11 protein-coding genes and 1 tRNA gene are annotated in these 18,031 nt (G+C 48.6%); 11 read left to right on the top strand and 1 reads right to left on the bottom strand.

What is annotated here, in order from left to right; all coding sequences use genetic code 11:
• Positions 1-13 precede the first annotated feature (13 nt).
• The 9 genes from BMY16_RS00425 to BMY16_RS00385 all read left to right on the top strand — a co-directional run bounded on the left by BMY16_RS00425 (position 14) and on the right by BMY16_RS00385 (position 14,657).
• On the top strand, positions 14-286 hold the full coding sequence (locus tag BMY16_RS00425; protein ID WP_091838592.1) for a co-chaperone GroES: 273 nt from the start codon (positions 14-16) through the stop codon (positions 284-286).
• Positions 287-323: 37 nt separating this feature from the next.
• Positions 324-1,955, top strand: a complete 1,632-nt coding sequence (gene groL / locus BMY16_RS00420; RefSeq protein ID WP_091838589.1) for a chaperonin GroEL — start codon at positions 324-326, stop codon at positions 1,953-1,955.
• 375 nt (positions 1,956-2,330) lie between these two features.
• Positions 2,331-5,237 carry a glucosidase family protein gene (locus BMY16_RS00415; RefSeq protein WP_211839314.1) on the top strand — a complete coding sequence of 969 codons (2,907 nt, stop codon included), beginning with the start codon at positions 2,331-2,333 and terminating at the stop codon, positions 5,235-5,237.
• Between the two features lie 61 nt (positions 5,238-5,298).
• Positions 5,299-6,846, top strand: coding sequence for a RapZ C-terminal domain-containing protein (locus BMY16_RS00410; RefSeq protein ID WP_091838586.1), 1,548 nt, complete (start codon positions 5,299-5,301; stop codon positions 6,844-6,846).
• Between the two features lie 81 nt (positions 6,847-6,927).
• Positions 6,928-7,001: transfer RNA gene (locus tag BMY16_RS00405), tRNA-Val, on the top strand.
• 17 nt (positions 7,002-7,018) lie between these two features.
• On the top strand, positions 7,019-7,717 hold the full coding sequence (locus BMY16_RS00400; protein ID WP_091839780.1) for a sugar phosphate nucleotidyltransferase: 699 nt from the start codon (positions 7,019-7,021) through the stop codon (positions 7,715-7,717).
• A gap of 35 nt (positions 7,718-7,752) precedes the next feature.
• Complete coding sequence (gene guaA / locus BMY16_RS00395) at positions 7,753-9,363, top strand: glutamine-hydrolyzing GMP synthase (RefSeq protein WP_091838583.1); 1,611 nt, start codon at positions 7,753-7,755, stop codon at positions 9,361-9,363.
• A 382-nt stretch (positions 9,364-9,745) separates the two neighbouring features.
• Positions 9,746-12,901, top strand: a complete 3,156-nt coding sequence (locus BMY16_RS00390; RefSeq protein WP_244512792.1) for a SusC/RagA family TonB-linked outer membrane protein — start codon at positions 9,746-9,748, stop codon at positions 12,899-12,901.
• Between the two features lie 13 nt (positions 12,902-12,914).
• Complete coding sequence (locus BMY16_RS00385) at positions 12,915-14,657, top strand: RagB/SusD family nutrient uptake outer membrane protein (RefSeq protein WP_091838578.1); 1,743 nt, start codon at positions 12,915-12,917, stop codon at positions 14,655-14,657.
• A gap of 41 nt (positions 14,658-14,698) precedes the next feature.
• Here the strand turns inward: BMY16_RS00385 and mscL are convergent, their stop codons facing one another.
• A complete protein-coding gene (gene mscL / locus BMY16_RS00380) occupies positions 14,699-15,118 on the bottom strand; it encodes a large conductance mechanosensitive channel protein MscL (protein WP_091838575.1) in 420 nt (139 codons plus the stop codon).
• A gap of 249 nt (positions 15,119-15,367) precedes the next feature.
• Here mscL and gap point away from each other — a divergent pair, with 249 nt between their 5' ends.
• Complete coding sequence (gap, locus tag BMY16_RS00375) at positions 15,368-16,393, top strand: type I glyceraldehyde-3-phosphate dehydrogenase (RefSeq protein WP_091838572.1); 1,026 nt, start codon at positions 15,368-15,370, stop codon at positions 16,391-16,393.
• Positions 16,394-16,502: 109 nt separating this feature from the next.
• The gene (locus tag BMY16_RS00370) at positions 16,503-18,017 is read left to right on the top strand and encodes a helix-turn-helix transcriptional regulator (protein WP_091838569.1); all 1,515 of its coding nucleotides are present in this window, start codon (positions 16,503-16,505) and stop codon (positions 18,015-18,017) included.
• Positions 18,018-18,031: the final 14 nt, after the last annotated feature.

Genomic DNA, 18,031 nt, shown 5'->3' with positions numbered 1-18,031 from the left:
AATAAAAAGTATTATGAACATTAAACCATTAGCAGATCGCGTGTTGGTATTGCCAGCACCTGCAGAAGAGAAAATCGGTGGTATTATCATTCCTGACACTGCCAAAGAGAAGCCACTCCACGGAACCATCAAGGCCGTTGGCCAGGGAACAAAAGACGAGCAGATGATTCTGAAAGAGGGTGACGAAGTGCTCTATGGAAAGTACAGCGGCACCGAGCTCGAGTTTGAGGGAACCAAATATCTGATGATGCGTCAGAGTGATGTACTCGCAGTGATTGAGAAGTGATTGAACATTGAAGGTTGAACATTGAAAATAGAAGATTATGGCAAAAGATATTAAATTCAATATTGACGCCCGCGATGCGATGAAGCAGGGTGTTGATCAGTTGGCAAATGCAGTAAAGGTAACCCTCGGTCCGAAGGGTCGTAACGTGGTGATTGAGAAGAAGTTCGGTGCTCCTCAGATTACAAAAGACGGTGTAACCGTAGCCAAGGAGATTGAGCTGGAGGATAAGTTCGAGAACACAGGTGCACAACTCGTAAAGAGCGTAGCCTCAAAGACTGGTGATGATGCTGGTGACGGTACCACTACTGCTACCATTCTCGCCCAGGCTATCGTTAGCGAGGGTCTGAAGAACGTCACTGCTGGTGCTAATCCGATGGATCTGAAACGTGGTATCGACAAGGCTGTGAAGGCTGTGACTGAGCACATTGCCAAGAGTGCTGAGCAGGTGGGCGATAACTACGATAAGATTGAACAAGTAGCTACCGTTTCTGCTAACAACGATAAAGAAATCGGTGAGTTGCTGGCTGAAGCTATGCGCAAGGTTTCTAAGGACGGCGTGATCACCATCGAGGAGAGCAAGAGCCGTGACACCCATATCGGTGTGGTAGAGGGAATGCAGTTCGATCGTGGTTATCTGTCTGCTTACTTCATCACCGACAGCGAGAAGATGGAATGCGTGATGGAGAACCCTTATATCCTCATCTACGATAAGAAGATCTCTAACATCAAGGACTTCCTGCCTATCCTGCAGCCTGCTGCTGAGAGCGGACGCCCCTTGCTGGTAATTGCTGAGGATGTGGATTCTGAGGCTCTGACCACACTTGTTGTCAACCGTCTGCGTGGTGGTCTGAAGATCTGCGCAGTGAAGGCTCCTGGCTTTGGCGATCGCCGTAAGGCCATGCTCGAGGATATCGCTACCCTTACTGGCGGTGTGGTAATCAGTGAGGAAAAGGGTCTGAAGCTGGAGCAGGCTACCCTCGAGATGCTGGGTACTTGCGACAAGGTAACCGTTTCTAAAGATAACACGACCATCGTCAACGGTGCCGGTGACAAGCAGGCTATTCAGGACCGTATCGCTCAGATCAAGAAGGAGATTGAGGTGACAACCTCTTCTTACGACAAGGAGAAGCTGCAGGAGCGTCTGGCTAAGTTGGCCGGTGGTGTAGCAGTACTCTACGTAGGTGCTAACAGCGAGGTAGAGATGAAGGAGAAGAAGGATCGCGTTGACGATGCACTATGTGCTACTCGTGCCGCTATTGAGGAAGGTGTTGTTGCTGGTGGTGGTACTACCTACATCCGCGCTCAAGAGGCATTGGCTAGTCTGAAGGGCGACAATGCCGACGAGCAGACAGGTATCAACATCATCTGCCGTGCTATCGAGGAGCCTCTGCGTCAGATTGCCTACAATGGTGGTGCTGAGGGCGCTGTGGTCGTTCAGAAGGTTCGTGAGGGCAAGGGCGACTTCGGTTTCAATGCCCGTACCGATGTCTACGAGGATCTGCGCGAGGCTGGAGTCATCGACCCTGCCAAGGTGGCCCGTGTGGCTTTGGAGAACGCCGCTTCTATCGCCGGCATGTTCCTCACCACAGAGTGTCTCATCTGCGACAAGCCAGAGAAGGAGCCTGCTATGCCGATGGGTGGAGCCCCAGGCATGGGTGGCATGATGTAATCAACTGAGTACAAGAGAGGTGAGGCAAAATGGTTTAATTTTGCTAAGCTTACATAACAAATTTGGGGGATGGGTGTTGAACCCATCCCTTTTTGGTGGCTTTTTGTACGCGCACAAGCTATTTTTTATGCAGAAAATCTTGGTGGAGAAGTGGAAACATAGTACCTTTGCAGCCGTAAAAGGAAAAATGCCTCCTTTTTATAAGATAGTATTAGATACTTTTAAGTAAAAGATATTTTTTTGATTTGTTTTAGTAGATTAGTTTTTAAGTAGTTTGTTTTTGAAACCGGTTGTCGTGAGACAGTCGGTTTTTTTATTAAGGATTTAAGAAAGATTGTTTGTCCGTATCAACTTTTTTTGTAACTTTGCACCCTGATGAGAAAACTAATCTTACTATGTGCCGTGCTTTTGGGCTCATTGTCTTACGCCCAAAAGCAGAAGATCGGCGACTTCATCGAGTCAACGTCCTACAACCTCGACAAGATAGGTGTGGAACGTCATCAGCAGTATTTCCCGGAGAATGGTGGCTTTGTCTGTGAGAATGGTGAGAACCGTTTTACCAGAGCGTTATATGGCAGCAACACGGACTGGCGGTTGGAGACAAGCGATCGCCCAGTCTTTGCTGTAGTGAAGAAAGGCCATCATCGCAATATCCGATTTGTGGTGAATGACGTGCCCCTTGACTCTACTGACTATTGTAGGGCGGAGTATAAGGATGGTTTACGCCGTTATCTTCTGAGAGACAGAAGGTGGCAAGGTGCTGAGCTGATGATAGAGACGGTCGCCATGCCTGACAGCGAAAAGGCTTTATGGAGATTCGAGGCTACATCTCCAATGAAGTTGCGCGTGCTGGTTTGTGGCATTTTTCAACCCAAACTGCATCGTAATGGTGACATCGGGGCCGATGCTCCTGGCGTGTTGGAGGCTGTGGGAGATCCTATACAAACCGTTGACATTTTATTAGGAACAGAAAATTATCTGGAAGTCATCCTTGATCATGTCAGGGAGGCAGGTGTTGAAGAGGGAAAGGCAGATTTTAAGAAGTCAGTGGAATACGCTAGGCAATTGTCCGACCGTATCCGGTTTGACACTCCCGATCCTTATATTAATACCCTCGGTGGGGCACTGGCCCTGGCTGCTGATGGAGACTGGGATGGACAGACATGGCTACATGGTTGTGTGGGATGGCGCATGCCGTTGGCTGGTTGGCGCGCAGGTTATCTGGGTGATGTACTGGGGTGGAATGACAGGGCGCTTTCGCATTTCAATGCCTATGCCAAAAGTCAGGTGACAGAGGTGGAACCTGTGATACCACATCCCTCGCAGGACTCCACCCTGAACCTTGCCAGAGCCGAGAAGCGCTGGGGCACACAGATGTATTCGAATGGTTATATCTGCCGTAATCCAGAGCGCAATGACCAGATGCATCATTACGATATGAATCTAAATTACATGGATGAACTACTCTGGCATTTTCAGTATGATGCTGATACTGCTTATATGCGTCGAATGTGGCCAGTCATCCAGCGCCATCTGGCATGGGAGAAGCGTAATTACGATCCTGATGGTGACCATCTTTATGATGCGTACTGTTGTATTTGGGCAAGTGATGCTTTATATTATAATGGTGGGGCAGTAACTCACTCTTCTGCTTACAACTACCGTGGCAACAAACTGGCAGCCAGGATAGCGGCCCTGATTGGAGAAGACCCTGAGCCATATCGCAGTGAAGCAGATGCCATTTTAAAAGCTATTGACCAGAGGTTGTGGCTGCCAGAGAAGGGCACATGGGCTGAATACCAAGATGGAATGGGACTCAAGCGGACGCATGAGCATCCTGCTGTCTGGAGCATCTACACCCCAATAGACTGTGGAGCCTGTACCCCGAAACAAGCCTTTGACGCAACTCGTTATATAGATGAGCATATACCCCATATCGATGTTGAGCAGACAGAATATCAGACCATTGCCACCAGCGACTGGCTGCCGTATTCTTGGAGCATCAATAATGTGGCGGCTGCCGAGGTGATGCATACAGCATTGGCTTACTTTAAGGCAGGTCGTTCAGAAGAAGGCTATCGTCTGATGAAAGGAAATATTCTCGACCAGATGTATTATGGTTCCAGCCCTGGAAATTTCGGACAGATCAGTTATTACGATGCGGCGCGTGGCGAGTGCTATCGTGACTTCGGCGACTGCATTGGTATTAGCAGCCGTACTTTGTTGCAGGGACTTTTCGGCATCATCCCGCAGGCTCTCGACGGACAATGCATCATTCGGCCGGGTTTCCCGTCGGAATGGGAGCACGCTAGCATAAATACACCCTACCTTTCATATAAATTCAGCCGTAAGGATGGTCACGATGTCTTTGAGATTACCCAGCACTTCACCCGCCCTCTGAAGATTATCCTTCGCCAGAACCTTGGTAATGGTGAGTATCGTGACATTGAGGGCACTTGTGAAGCACATCAAGTAATAGATGTCTCCTCCCCAAAGCTCTCTTTCGGGCCATCCCAGGGGGCTCCTGACTCAAGAAAGGTTAATTCCGGGCTTGAAGAGCCTGATTTTTCGAAAGCCTTCCATCCGCAAGAGATAGATGGTCGTTTCAACGCCAAAGTCGATGATATCTTTAAGAACAGATACCTCTCACCTCGTCCTCAAACCACCACCCTGCAGATTCCCACGCAAGGTATCGGCGAATGGTGCCATCCTCAGTTGACGGCAGAGATCAATGACTCCGTATTCCGCACCCTTATCAGGGATGGCGTATTTAAGGTGGCTGGTGTTCCATTCATAACACCCGCCAAGGGAAATAACATCATTTACACCTCTCTCTGGGATAACTACCCGGATAGTGTGACCATGCCGCTGAAGGGTAGGGCTGAGTCGGCTTATCTGTTGATGGCAGGTTCAACGAACCACATGCAGAGTCGTATTGACAATGGATTGGTGATTATTACCTATACAGACGATACCTGCGATACCCTTGCCTTGCGGAATCCCGACAATTGGTGCCCTATTGAACAAGACTACTACATTGACGGCAAGGCTTTTCAGACGGCAGCACCTCGTCCATACCGCGTTTGTCTTGGAACGGGGGATGTCAGTCGTAACCTCGGCAAGACCCTGCATCTTCAGGGGGTCTATGGCCGTGAGATTCCTGGTGGTGCAGCCCAAATGCTGCGTATGCCTCTCAACGCGAAGAAGAAATTGAAATCGCTTACTCTGCGGGTCCTTTCCAATGATGTGGTCATTGGATTGATGGCCGTAACCCTCCAATAATTGTTAATTTTCAATTTCCTATTATTAATTCTCAATTAAAAGAACTACCTTTGCAGTCGTTATGCAGAAACTTATAGATCTCTATAGAGAATGGAAAGGAGCTGAACCGGCTAATGTTCAGCAGATTCCTGGAGGAGGAAGTAATCGTACCTATTTCCGCCTGACCGATAATGAAGGCCAGACAGTGGTAGGGGTCATTGGTACCAGCCGTGATGAGGATCATGCCTTTATCTATCTGACGGAGCATTTTAACCGATGGAAACTTCCTGTTCCGACTGTCCTGGCTTCCAGCGAGGATCAATTACGTTATCTGCAAACAGACCTTGGTAGCATGTCGCTCTTTGATGCCATTCGTGGTGGACGTGAGGCTGGCGGACGCTATACGTTGAAAGAACAGGACCTCTTGAAGCGCACTATTCGCGAACTTCCTAATATCCAGATTCGGGGAGCGCAAGAACTTGACTTTTCCAATTGTTACCCTCAGGCAGAGTTTAATGTCGACAGCGTGCTGTTTGACTTGAACTATTTCAAGTACTGTTTTCTGAAGGCTACTGAGCTTGATTTCCATGAACTGAAATTGGAAGCCGATTTCCGCCTTTTTGCAAAGGATCTGACGAATGACACCTATACTATCGGCGAGTGTTTCCTCTACCGTGATTTCCAAGCACGTAATGTGATGCTTGACCACGAAGGTAATCCATGGTTTATTGACTATCAGGGAGGTCGTAAGGGCCCCTTCTATTATGACTTGGCTTCGTTCCTATGGCAGGCTTCGGCCCGCTATCCCCACAAACTGCGCAGGGAATTGGTCTATGAATACTATAACTCTCTGAAGAACTATACCGAAGTGCCGCCTGTGCGCCATTTCGTCAACCGACTGTCTCTCTTTGTACTCTTCCGTACTCTGCAGGTTCTTGGAGCCTATGGATTCAGGGGCTATTTCGAACAGAAGAAACATTTCATAGAGAGCATCCCCCCTGCCATTCAGAACCTTCGTGAACTGCTGGCCACCTCTTCCTCTTTCCATTATCCCTATCTGATGGATATTCTGCGACAGCTCACCGAGTTGCCTCAGTTTGCTCAGATTGAGACGATGGCCAGTCGAGCCGATGGCTATAAGACGACAGATCTGAATCCCTATAAAGCTCATCCTCAGGATGGTCCAGCCACCTTCTCGAAATATGATGCCCAAGGTCCGCTGGTGGTGAGAGTATTCAGTTTCTCCTACGGAAAAGGCATTCCTCAGGACGAGAGTGGCAATGGTGGCGGCTATGTCTTTGACTGCCGTTCTACCCACAACCCTGGCCGTTATGAACCCTATAAGAAACTGACGGGTCTTGACGAGCCTGTCATCCGTTTCCTTGAAGACGATGGTGAGATACTGACCTTCCTCGATAGTGTCTATAAGTTGGCTGATGCCCATGTGCGCCGCTACATCCAGCGTGGCTTTACCTCGCTGATGTTCTCCTTTGGCTGTACTGGTGGTCAGCACCGCAGCGTCTATTCAGCCCAACACCTCGCCGAACATATTCATGAGAAATTTGGCATTGAGGTCCGCATCTGTCATCGTGAGCAGAACATCACCCAGACCCTTGAGGCCAAGTTATAAGAAAAAATCGGTGTGCCTTAAAATAATTGGGTAATTCCTTGCATGGGTGAAAAAAAAGCATTACCTTTGCATCCGAATTTCGTCGGCATAGCTCAGCTGGTTAGAGTATCACCTTGACATGGTGGGGGTCGTTGGTCCGAATCCAACTGTCGACACTTCTCTCCGAAAAATGATGAAACAGGCGATGATATTTGCCGCAGGGCTCGGTACGAGACTGAAACCCCTGACAAACACGATGCCGAAAGCACTCGTGAGGGTAGGAGGACAGCCTTTGCTTTGGCATGTTATCATGAAGCTGAAGGCTGCTGGTTATGAGCGCATCGTGGTTAATGTTCATCATTTTGCCCAGCAGATTATCGACTATCTTCAGGCCAATAATAATTTTGGTATTGATATTCGTATATCCGATGAGACTGGCGGGCTGTTGGAAACGGGTGGCGGCATCAAGAAAGCCCTACCGCACTTTGATCCGGAGGCTCCGATACTGATTCATAATGTGGATATCTTGAGTAATCTCGACCTAAACACTCTTCCTGTTGATACGCCGCTGTTGGTCGTCAGCAGCCGTCCAACGAAGCGCTATCTACAGTTCGACGACTCTATGCGCCTTGTTGGTTGGAAGAACATTGAGACCGGAGAGGTGAAAGGCCGGGAGGGACATCCGCTTGCTTTCAGTGGTATTCACGTTTTCCATCCCTCGCTAGCCCCGTTGTTGGCTGACTGGCCGGAGCGATTCCCGATTATGGATTTCTATCTGAAATCATGTGCCAGCCATGTCATTAAGGGTGTAGAAGCGAAGGATCTCAGGCTGATGGATGTTGGTAAGCTTGATACACTTCAAGATGCTGAAGCCTTCATAGAAGGCTTATAATGTTCAATGGTCAATATTCAATTAATATAATAAGTATGACACAGAAGATTATTATTTTAGATTTCGGTTCTCAGACCACGCAGCTGATAGGTCGTCGTGTCCGTGAACTGGATACCTTCTGCGAGATTCTGCCCTACAACAAGTTCCCGAAGGACGACCCTAGTGTGATTGGAGTCATCCTGAGTGGCTCGCCTTACTCGGTTCATGACCCTGAGGCGTTCAAGGTTAATCTCGAGCAGTTTGTGGGTCGTATCCCTGTACTGGGAATCTGCTATGGCGCACAGTTCATCTCTCATACTCTCGGAGGAAAGGTTGAGAAGGCCGACAGTCGTGAGTATGGCCGTGCTAATCTCCAGACGGTGGACACGACGAACCCCCTCTTTAAAGGTTTTGAACAGCACTCGCAGGTATGGATGAGCCATGGTGATACCATCACCGCTATCCCCTCTGATTTCAAGGTGATTGGCTCTACTGCAGATGTAACCAATGCTGCTTTTGCCAGCACTACGCAGCCTGTATGGGCCGTGCAGTTCCACCCCGAGGTATTCCATACTCTTCAGGGCAAGCAGCTGCTTCAGAATTTCGTGGTTGACATATGCGGTTCGCGTCAGGAGTGGAGTGCTGCTTCATTTGTTGATTCCACAGTGGCAGAACTCAAGGCACAGTTGGGTCAGGATCGCGTAATCCTTGGTCTCTCTGGCGGTGTCGATTCCTCAGTGGCAGCCGTGTTGCTGAATCGTGCCATTGGCAAGAATCTGACGTGTATTTTTGTTGATCATGGTATGCTCCGCAAGAACGAGTTTCGTCAGGTAATGGACGACTACAAGGTGTTGGGCCTGAATGTGATAGGAGTCGATGCCTCTGAGAAATTCTTTGCTGACTTGGCAGGTGTCACCGATCCAGAACAGAAACGTAAGATTATTGGCCGTGATTTCGTTGAGGTGTTCAATGCCGAAGCTAAGAAGATTACCGATGCCAAATGGCTTGCTCAAGGCACTATCTATCCCGATCGAATTGAGTCGCTGAACATTACTGGTAAGGTCATCAAAAGCCATCATAATGTTGGCGGTCTGCCCAAGGAGATGCATCTGCAACTTTGTGAGCCGCTGAAGTGGCTGTTTAAGGACGAAGTGCGCCGTGTGGGTCGTCAGTTGGGTATGCCCGAGCATCTCATTACCCGTCATCCCTTCCCTGGTCCTGGCCTTGCTGTTCGTATTCTGGGTGATATCACTCCCGAAAAGGTTCGTATCCTTCAGGATGCCGATGACATCTATATCCGTGGACTGCGCGACTATAAGGTAAAACTCTCTGGCGAGGAAGCTCGTAAGGTGCTGGCTGCAGGAGTCCCTGCAGAGATGCAGGACGGCGAGATTGAGGTTTCGCTCTACGACCAAATCTGGCAGGCTGGAGTTATCCTTTTGAGTACAGTCCGTAGTGTTGGTGTGATGGGCGATGAACGCACCTATGAGCATCCCGTTGCCTTGCGTGCCGTTACTTCTACCGATGCTATGACTGCCGACTGGGCCCATCTGCCCTACGAGTTCATGGCCAAGGTGTCGAATGAGATTATCAACAAGGTGCGTGGCGTCAACCGCGTTTGCTACGATATCTCTTCCAAGCCGCCTGCTACCATTGAATGGGAGTGAAAGAAGTTTTTTGCCCCTAAGATGGATATTGCCTTATAATATATATAATAAGGTGTAATGATCGTGATAACAGCTGAAAGTGTGTGCTTTCAGCTGTTATTTGTTTAAAAATAGTTAAACTAGAATTCTCGGTCTATATTATTGGGCTTTTTGCGTATAAAAAAAAGAATAGGGGTTGCATGTTTATAAGAATAATTGTATATTTGCCACGTAATCGAAAAAGGAAGCTAAATTAATCAACCCTAAACGGAAAATTTGCCTAGAACATTAAGTAAGAGATCACTTAGGCTATATTACTATTCTAATTAATTAATTTTTTATGTACAACTATTCTAAATTTCTTTCTGCTATCTATGCGGGAGTCTTTTTATTGGGAGCGTCCATGTCTGTGGTTCCGGCCATGGCAGTTGAGGCTGTTGCCCAAGCAAAAACTTCTGTACAGGTAAAAGGCGTAGTCCTCGACACGAGTGATCAGCCGATCATCGGGGCAAGCGTCATTGAAACAGGCACTCAAAGTAATGGTACATTGACAGGCCCTGACGGCTCGTTCACCATCTCCATTGCCAGAGGCGCAAGTCTGAAAATCTCTTATGTCGGTTATAAGACCGTGACAGTCAAGCCTACAGCAGGAAAGACCGTTCAGGTGGTTATGGAGGAGGACTCCGAGGTCCTGAACGATGTGGTGGTAGTGGGTTATGGTACTCAGCGTAAGAAACTGGTGACCGGCTCTACCGTCCATGTGACGTCCGACAAGATTGCTGAGGTGAATGCTGTGGATGCCTTTGGTGCCCTGCAGAGTCAGGCTGCCGGTATGAACATCGTGATGAACTCAGGACAACCCGGTGAAAGCTATCGAGTGGTAATCCGTGGTATGGGTACTGCAGGTTCCAACACCCCGCTGTATGTCATTGACGGAGTTCCTGGCGGTTCTATAACCGACATCTCTCCGAATGATATTGAGAGTATCGATGTGCTGAAAGATGCAGCCTCGAGTGCCATTTACGGTGCCCGTGCTTCTAACGGTGTAATTCTGGTAACTACCAAGAAGGGTAAGGCTGGCCGTGTGCAGGTGACATTTGATGGTTACTTGGGTTGGCAGAATCCTAATACCAACGACGTGACACCGCTGAACGCCAAGCAGTATATGGAAATCAACGATAAGGCCTATGAAATTCAGGGCGTGGCCACTTATGACTGGCAGAAACTGATTCCGAAACAGTATGCTCAGATCATGAACGGCACCTGGAATGGAACGAATTGGCTGGAGGAGACCACCATCCATAATGCCCCAATGCACAATGCCTCACTGAACATTACGGGTGGCAGCGACGTATCGCGCTTCTCACTTGGTTTTAGTAAGTATCATCAGACTGGTACCATCGGCTATCCTGCCGATCCGAAGTATGACCGCTATACCGTCCGCCTGAACTCTGACTACACACTCATCAAAAAGAAAGGTCGTGAGATCCTGAAGGTGGGAGAGAATGTGACCTTCTCTTCCACGAATAAGCAAGGTGTATCGATTGGTGGTATATATGGCAACAGCATCCGCAACCTATTGGCCATGTCGCCGTTATTGCCTGCCTATAATGATGAGGGTGGCTTCTATGAATATAAGGACATCGTGGCCGACCAGTGGGATTTCAGCGCAGAGATGTCTAACCCTCTGGCAGCGATGAAGTATGATGAGGGTTATGGCTATACCAAGGGTTGGCGCCTGCAATCGAACTTCTTCCTGGAGTTCATGCCTATAAAAGGCCTTACCTACCGTGCAAGTGCTGGTTGGCTCTACCGTCACAGAGAAGGCCGCAGCTATAAGCCCGTCTATGAGCTGAGCACGAAGAAGTCGAACCCCAACGATGATGTGAGTCAGAACCAGTCATACAATATCCGCTGGTCGTTGGAGAACACTCTGAACTATGTGAAGTCGTTCGGCCTACATAACATTGACGCTCTGCTGGGTCAGTCTATTGAGAAGTGGGGTTATGGCAACAGTGTCAGCGTCACCAACTCCAACTCTCTCTTCCCGGGCTCCTTCGATCATGCCTATATTGCCAATGCCAACGTGGTTGATCCTGCCTATACCTCTATCGGCGGTAGTCCAGAGGATCAAGGTGCCTTGTCATCATTCTTCGGGCGTATCAACTACAACTATAATGAGACTTATCTGCTCTCTTTGGTACTTCGTGCCGATGGCTCTTCAAACTTCGCCCGTGGCAAGCGCTGGGGTTATTTCCCCTCTGTATCGGCAGGTTGGGTGATTACCAACGAAAAGTTTATGGAGAAGACCCAGAGCTGGCTTGACTTCTTCAAAATCCGTGCCAGCTGGGGACAGAACGGTAACTGTAACATTGCCAACTTCCAGTATGTGGGAACCATCGCCTTCGACGATCCCTACTATTTCGACAGCAAGGATAATCCTGGCATTGGTGCCTATCCTAATATCCTTCCCAACAAGGATGTGAAGTGGGAAACTTCTGAGCAGCTTGACTTAGGTTTCGATGCCCGATTCCTGAACAGTCGTCTGGGCTTGGCCTTCGACTGGTATAACAAAACCACCAAGGACTGGCTCGTTCGTGCTCCGATGTTGCTCCTTTATGGTACTGGTGCTCCTTATATCAATGGTGGTGATATCCAAAACAAAGGTATTGAGATTCAGTTGTCTTGGAATGACCGCATCGGCAAGGACTTCACCTATGGCATTACAGCCAACTTCTCGAAGAATAAGAATGAGGTAACGCGTCTGGCCAACTCCGAGGGTATCATCCACGGTGGATCAAACGCCATTGCCCAGAATACCGCTGAGCTCTATCGTCTGCAGGTGGGTTATCCTATCGGTTACTTCTGGGGTTATGCCATGGAGGGCATCATCCAGAACGAGGCTGACCTGCAGGACTACATCAACCGTAACTGCGGTGGTGACAAGAAGAATTCCCTGCAGGGTGAGTCGCTGCAGCCTGGTGATGTGAAGTTTGTAGATGTCAATGGTAACGGTAAGATTGATACTGGTGATGATGACAAGACTATGATTGGTGACCCGAATCCTGATGTGACTGTTGGTCTGAACATCAATATCGCCTACAAGGGTTTCGACTTGGCTCTGAACGGTTATGGATCATTTGGCCAACAGGTGGCTAAGAGCTATCGTCAGTTCTCCGACCATCCTGATGACAACTATTGCACGGATGTCTACACCAAGTACTGGACGGGCGAGGGTAGCACCAATAAATATCCGCGCTTCTCAGACGGTAAGAACGTAAATATGTCTGAGATTTCTCGCGTCTGGATCGAGGATGCCGACTTCTTCAAGATTTCACGCATCTCCTTCGGTTACGATTTCAAGAAGCTCTATTCCAAGCTTCCTGTGCAGAAATGCCGTCTCTATGTGTCACTCAGCAATATGTTCTGCTTCACTAGCTATTCAGGTATGGATCCTGAGGTGGGCTTTGGCAATGGAACCAGCTGGGCTTCTGGTATCGACTGCGGTTATTATCCCTCTTCCCGTGCATGGCAGGTGGGTCTAAACATCAACTTTTAATCTCTGAAGCGTTATGAAAACGACAATCAAATATCTTGTTGCATCAGCCCTGTGTGTGATGCTCTTCGCAGCCTGTGACGACTTCCTCGACACAGATAACCTTACGATGAAGGATACGTCGAACTTCCCCATCAACGAGACGGATGCCACTCAGATGGTAAATGGTATCTATTCCGTGATGAACAGAAATCTGGCTGATCCAGAGGAAGACCCCTTCTTTATTTTCGATATCGCCTCTGACGATCGTCTGGGCGGTGGTAGTCAGAGTAATATAGGTGCCCAGGGTGTCGACCGTCTGATGAACTCTTATGTAGACTGGATGAAACCGCTTTGGCAGCAGCGTTATGCCGGTATCAATCGTGCCAATAGTGCCTTAGAGACCATCGATAATGTGAAGGAGTGGAGCTCACCTGAAAAGAAAAACCAACTGTTGTGTGAGATTTATTTCCTCCGTGCCTGGTACTACTTTAATCTGGCTCAGGTGTTCAATGGTGTGCCCATCCGACTGACCACAGCAGCAGAGAATCTGCCCAAGTCGACTCCTGATGAGGTGTATGCCCAGATTGCTTCTGACTTGAAGGCCTCTATCGAGATTGCACCATCCACCAAGTATCCTGCTTTTGGCGATGGCCGTGTGTCGAAGTGGACAGCTGAAGGTATGATGGCCCGTGTATGGCTGTTCTATACCGGTTTCTACAATAAGTCGGAGCTGCCTCTGGCCGAAGGTGGAAGCGTTTCGAAGCAGCAGGTCGTCACTTGGCTCGAGGATTGTATTCAGAATAGCGGCTATGGCCTGGTGTCCGATCAGCGTAACCTCTGGCCATATACGAACCCCTATACAGGAAGGGATTATAAGTATGATCTTGATAATGGGCTGAACTGGGAAACCGACGAGAACAAGGAGAACATGTTTGCCATCAAGATGTCGAACAAGCCGGGTTGGAGTGCTGACTCTCAATTGCGCCACAACCGTATTGTAGAGTTCTATGGCCTGCGTAAGACCACAGCCGATGCCTTCCCGTTCTCTGTTCAGGGTTATTCGAACGGCCCTGTATGTGAGAAACTGTGGACAGACTGGGCTGCCGATCCTGACTATGCAGGCGACTATCGTCGTGAAGGTTCTATCTGCGACCGTGCCGTTGAGATACCTAATTATAAGGGCGATCCTGCCAAGGAGGTGGAGAATACCAATTTGCTGGCAAAGAAATATATCGGCTGTGAGGCCATTGATCCAGAGACTGGTCAGCGTATGCTGAGCTATGGCTACTTCTATGGCTCGGAGAACAACCGTCAGACGGGTCTGACACAATCTCTTGTATGGCTGCGCTTCGCTGATGTGTTGCTCATGCACTCAGAGTTGACTGATGGTAAGGCCATCTACAACGGCAAGAGTGGCATGAATGCTGTCCGTGAGCGTGCCAAGTTGCCTGAGATTCCGTATAGCCTGACCAATCTGAAGAAGGAACGCCGTTATGAGCTTTGCTTCGAGGCTTTGCGCTGGAACGACCTGCGCCGTTGGGGTGATGTTCAGGAGAAAGTGAAGAATCAGGTGGGCAACAAGATTACGAATCAGGGTATCCCTGGCGAGTATGCGTTTACCAACGACTTCATGCAGCGTTATAATGAAACGGGTGGTGGCTTCTTTAAGATTCCTGAGGATCAGGTAACCCTTTCAGAAGGTGTTTTGGAGCAGAATCCCGGCTGGGGTGACGGAACGAACTGGGCAAAAGGTGATCTTCCCTACAAGTTCAAATAATAAGAATAAAGCCTCGCCAATCGGCGGGGCTTTATTATCACTTACTTATTCTTTAACAGGTCGCGGATCTCAGCGAGCAGTTCCTCCTGTGTAGGTCCTGCAGGAGCCTCTGGAGCGGGCTCTTCCTTTTTCTTCAGCTTGTTCATGCCCTTGATCATCAGGAAGATACAGAAGGCGATGATGATGAAGTCAATGATGTTCTGGATGAATTGGCCGTATGCCAAGACTGCTGCACCTGCCTCCTGGGCCTCGGCTAATGTTTTGTACTCGCCATCACCAAGATTGACGAAGAGGTCGGTAAAACTCATACCACCTGTCATCTTGCCGATTAACGGCATGAGAACGTCACTAACGAGAGAGGTGACAATCTTTCCAAAAGCACCGCCGATGATTACACCGACTGCCATGTCCATCACATTGCCCTTAACGGCAAACTCCTTGAATTCTTTAATAAATCCCATAATCTTAATGTTTAATGTTTAACGTATAGAGTTTAAATTTGTAATCTGCATTTTGCAATCTCTGACTTGTCATCTTCGATTTAGAGTCTTTTCACTTTTCACTTTTAACTTTTCACTTCTTTTTAGACTGAAACTGCGTGCAAATATAGGAATTTTTTTGTAACTTTGCATCCGAAAAAGAAAAAAAGTTTATCTAAAAGCATAAAATAGTTAGTAAATTAGGTATAAACCCATTTAATTTTAAGTAAAATGACAAAAGTAGCAATTAACGGTTTTGGCCGTATCGGTCGCCTCGCTTTCCGTCAGATGTTCGAGGCTGAAGGTTATGAAGTAGTAGCAATCAACGACTTGACAAGTCCTAAGATGCTCGCTCACCTGCTGAAGTATGACACCGCTCAGGGTGGTTTCTGTGGCAAGTTCGGTGAGAACAAGCACACTGTAGAGGCTGGTGAGGATTTCATCGTAGTTGATGGCAAGAAGATCACTATCTATGCTATTCCTAACGCTGCAGAGCTGCCTTGGGGCAAGCTGGATGTAGACGTTGTTCTGGAGTGCACAGGTTTCTATACTTCTAAGGAGAAGGCTTCTGCTCACCTGACTGCTGGTGCTAAGAAGGTTGTTATCTCTGCTCCTGCTGGTAACGATCTGCCCACCATCGTTTACAATGTAAACCACAAGACTCTGACTCCTGCCGACACTGTTATCTCTGCTGCTTCTTGCACCACTAACTGTCTGGCTCCTATGACGAAGGCTCTGAACGACTTCGCTCCTATCCAGAGCGGTATCATGACCACTGTACACGCTTACACTGGCGACCAGATGATCCTCGACGGTCCTCAGCGCAAGGGTGATGTTCAGCGCGCTCGTGCTGGTGCTCAGAACATCGTTCCTAACTCTACTGGTGCTGCCAAGGCTATCGGTCTCGTTATCCCCGAGCTGAACGGTAAGCTGATTGGTGCTGCTCAGCGCGTTCCGACTCCCACTGGTTCTACCACTATCCTGCACGCTGTTGTTAAGGGTGAGGTAACTGTTGAGGATATCAACGCTGCCATGAAGGCTGCTCAGAACGAGTCATTCGGTTACACTGAGGAGAAGCTCGTTTCTAGCGACATCATCGGTATGAAGTTCGGTTCACTCTTCGACGCTAACCAGACCATGGTTTCTAAGATTGGTGATGGCAACTCTCTCGTACAGGTTGTTGCTTGGTACGACAATGAGAACTCTTACACTTCTCAGATGGTTCGCACCATTAAGTACCTCGCTGAGCTGAAATAAGATTATCACTCAGATAAATAAAAAAATGGCCGTCCGACGAAATCGGACGGCTTTTTTTATGTAACTATATTTGGTTTTTCGCTCACTTATTCGTACCTTTGCAGTCGATATGCAACAAATCTATGTAATTAGGTGTATCCTTTCCTTTTTCCTGTTACTGCCTCTGCATGCTTTGGCAGATAATCAGGGTGAAAAGTTGTTGGACGAAGCCGACAGCCTCTATGCCTTGCAGCAATATGATGCTGCAGGGGAGGCAGCCCAGAAGGCTTTGTCACGCTGTAAGGATGGAGAGCTGGAGGCTGATTGTCTGAACCTGCTGGCTATTATCCACGTCAGGAAGGGCGAGTTTGATAAAGCTGTCACCTACGCCAAGCAGTGTTATGCGCTGGATGAGAAGTCGGGCGATCCCGATGCGATGTCTTCAAGTCTTAATACGCTGGCAGGTATCTATATGAGTATGCGCCAGCCTCAGGAGGCAGAGAAATATGTGTTGAAGGCGATTGACTTTGCCCAAAAGGCCAATAATCCGCAACGTCTGGCCGTCCTTCATGGTATGGCCTCCGAGGTGTATCATCATCTGAAACAGGAAGAGCGTTCGCTCGATTATGCCACGAAGGCTTATGAGATGGAACGGGAACTAGGACGTGAGGACAAGATGGCCATCCGTCAGGCTGAGCGTGCCTCGGCTCTTGTCTCCCTCAAACGCGATGCTGAAGCTCGGAAGGCTTTGGATGAGGCCATTCCTGGTCTGCGCAAGAGTGCAAATATCCATTCATTGGGTATTGCGTGCAACCAGATGGGATTGCTGATGCATCAGGAGAAGAACGACTCTGCTGCTGTGCGCTACTTCAACGAGGCCCTTCAGATATTCCTCTCCCAGCACGACCTTTTCAACGAGAGCCATAGCCGTAAGGGACTTTATGAGGCTCTGCGCCATACGGATCCAGACTTGGCGATGGAGCACAATGACCGTTACAATGCTCTGCGTGACTCCATCTACGATAAGGATACTGGCGAACTGCTCTCAAAGTATGCCGTTGAATATGGCTATAATGAGCTGCAGGCAGAGAATGAGGGTATGCGCTCTGATCGTCGCCTATCATATATAATAGGTGTCGTCGTGGTCCTCTTGATGCTGGCTGTCCTAGCCTATGGTTTCTGGCGTTATCGTCGTGCCCGTCGTCGTATTCAGGAGTTGATTGCTGAGATTTCCAAGTTGCGTGAGGGTGCTGTTTCTCCTGTAGAAGTGGCTGCAGAGCCCGAAGGGGAGGAGCCTGTTAAGGAAGAGCAGCCAGATCCGGATCGTCAGTTCCTTTTGCATCTGATTGATGTGGTCAATGCCAATCTGCCTTCAGGGCGTTATGGCGTTGAGGACATAGCCAGTGAGATGAACATGGGTGTGCAAACCTTCCGTCGTCGCCTGCTGAGTGTTACTGGTGAATCGCCCAAGGCCTTCATCTCTGCCATTCAGATGGAGTTGGCTGCTAAGTTGCTGACTGACAGTCCTGATATGTCTGTCACTCAGATAGCTAATCGTTGTGGTTATGACGAGGTTACCAGCTTTGGTCGTACATTCAGGAAAACTTATGGCATTTCACCTTCCCAATATCGAGAAAATCATTAACTTTTAAAACTTAA

The sequence above is a fragment of the Prevotella sp. ne3005 genome (genome assembly GCF_900110085.1).
Taxonomy (GTDB): Bacteria; Bacteroidota; Bacteroidia; order Bacteroidales; family Bacteroidaceae; genus Prevotella.
Note: the sequence above shows the minus strand (reverse complement) of the source record. Positions and strands in the feature narration are given on the sequence as shown.

Excerpts from the sequence above, each read along its gene's own strand:
- gap (WP_091838572.1), top strand. The coding sequence starts at position 15,368 with ATGACAAAAGTAGCAATTAACGGTTTTGGCCGTATCGGTCGCCTCGCT.
- BMY16_RS00400 (WP_091839780.1), top strand. The coding sequence starts at position 7,019 with ATGAAACAGGCGATGATATTTGCCGCAGGGCTCGGTACGAGACTGAAA.
- BMY16_RS00385 (WP_091838578.1), top strand. The coding sequence starts at position 12,915 with ATGAAAACGACAATCAAATATCTTGTTGCATCAGCCCTGTGTGTGATG.
- mscL (WP_091838575.1), bottom strand. The coding sequence starts at position 15,118 with ATGGGATTTATTAAAGAATTCAAGGAGTTTGCCGTTAAGGGCAATGTG.
- BMY16_RS00410 (WP_091838586.1), top strand. The coding sequence starts at position 5,299 with ATGCAGAAACTTATAGATCTCTATAGAGAATGGAAAGGAGCTGAACCG.
- guaA (WP_091838583.1), top strand. The coding sequence starts at position 7,753 with ATGACACAGAAGATTATTATTTTAGATTTCGGTTCTCAGACCACGCAG.
- groL (WP_091838589.1), top strand. The coding sequence starts at position 324 with ATGGCAAAAGATATTAAATTCAATATTGACGCCCGCGATGCGATGAAG.
- BMY16_RS00415 (WP_211839314.1), top strand. The coding sequence starts at position 2,331 with ATGAGAAAACTAATCTTACTATGTGCCGTGCTTTTGGGCTCATTGTCT.
- BMY16_RS00370 (WP_091838569.1), top strand. The coding sequence starts at position 16,503 with ATGCAACAAATCTATGTAATTAGGTGTATCCTTTCCTTTTTCCTGTTA.
- BMY16_RS00425 (WP_091838592.1), top strand. The coding sequence starts at position 14 with ATGAACATTAAACCATTAGCAGATCGCGTGTTGGTATTGCCAGCACCT.
- BMY16_RS00390 (WP_244512792.1), top strand. The coding sequence starts at position 9,746 with ATGTCTGTGGTTCCGGCCATGGCAGTTGAGGCTGTTGCCCAAGCAAAA.